The organism is Xenorhabdus bharatensis (assembly GCF_037996705.1).
GTDB lineage: Bacteria > Pseudomonadota > Gammaproteobacteria > Enterobacterales > Enterobacteriaceae > Xenorhabdus > Xenorhabdus bharatensis.
The window spans coordinates 1-217 of record NZ_JBBMXG010000127.1 but is presented as its reverse complement, the minus strand read 5'-3'; the positions used below and the strand labels follow the sequence as shown (position 1 = coordinate 217).

Here is a 217-nt window from a genome sequence, read left to right as displayed (position 1 = left end):
CGCTTCAATCCGTTGCAAATTGAGGGCGCCCATAATGTTGAGGCGGGTGCGGCTGCCGGTGGTTTCGACCACTTTAACCTGCGTCCTTCCACGCTTCATCCAGCCGTAACTTAATTTTGTAGATTGGGTAGGATGCACAGCATCAATAAACAAAATCGGCTCATTTTGCCCACATTCCGCTTTCAGCGCGTTGTAGCGCTCAATAAACTGTTGCTGT

General features: G+C 49.8%; 1 protein-coding gene. It reads right to left on the bottom strand.

Annotated elements, in window-relative coordinates; genetic code table 11:
• On the bottom strand, positions 1–217 hold a 217-nt coding region (locus tag AAC855_RS21860; RefSeq protein ID WP_340612151.1), incomplete at both ends, for a transposase.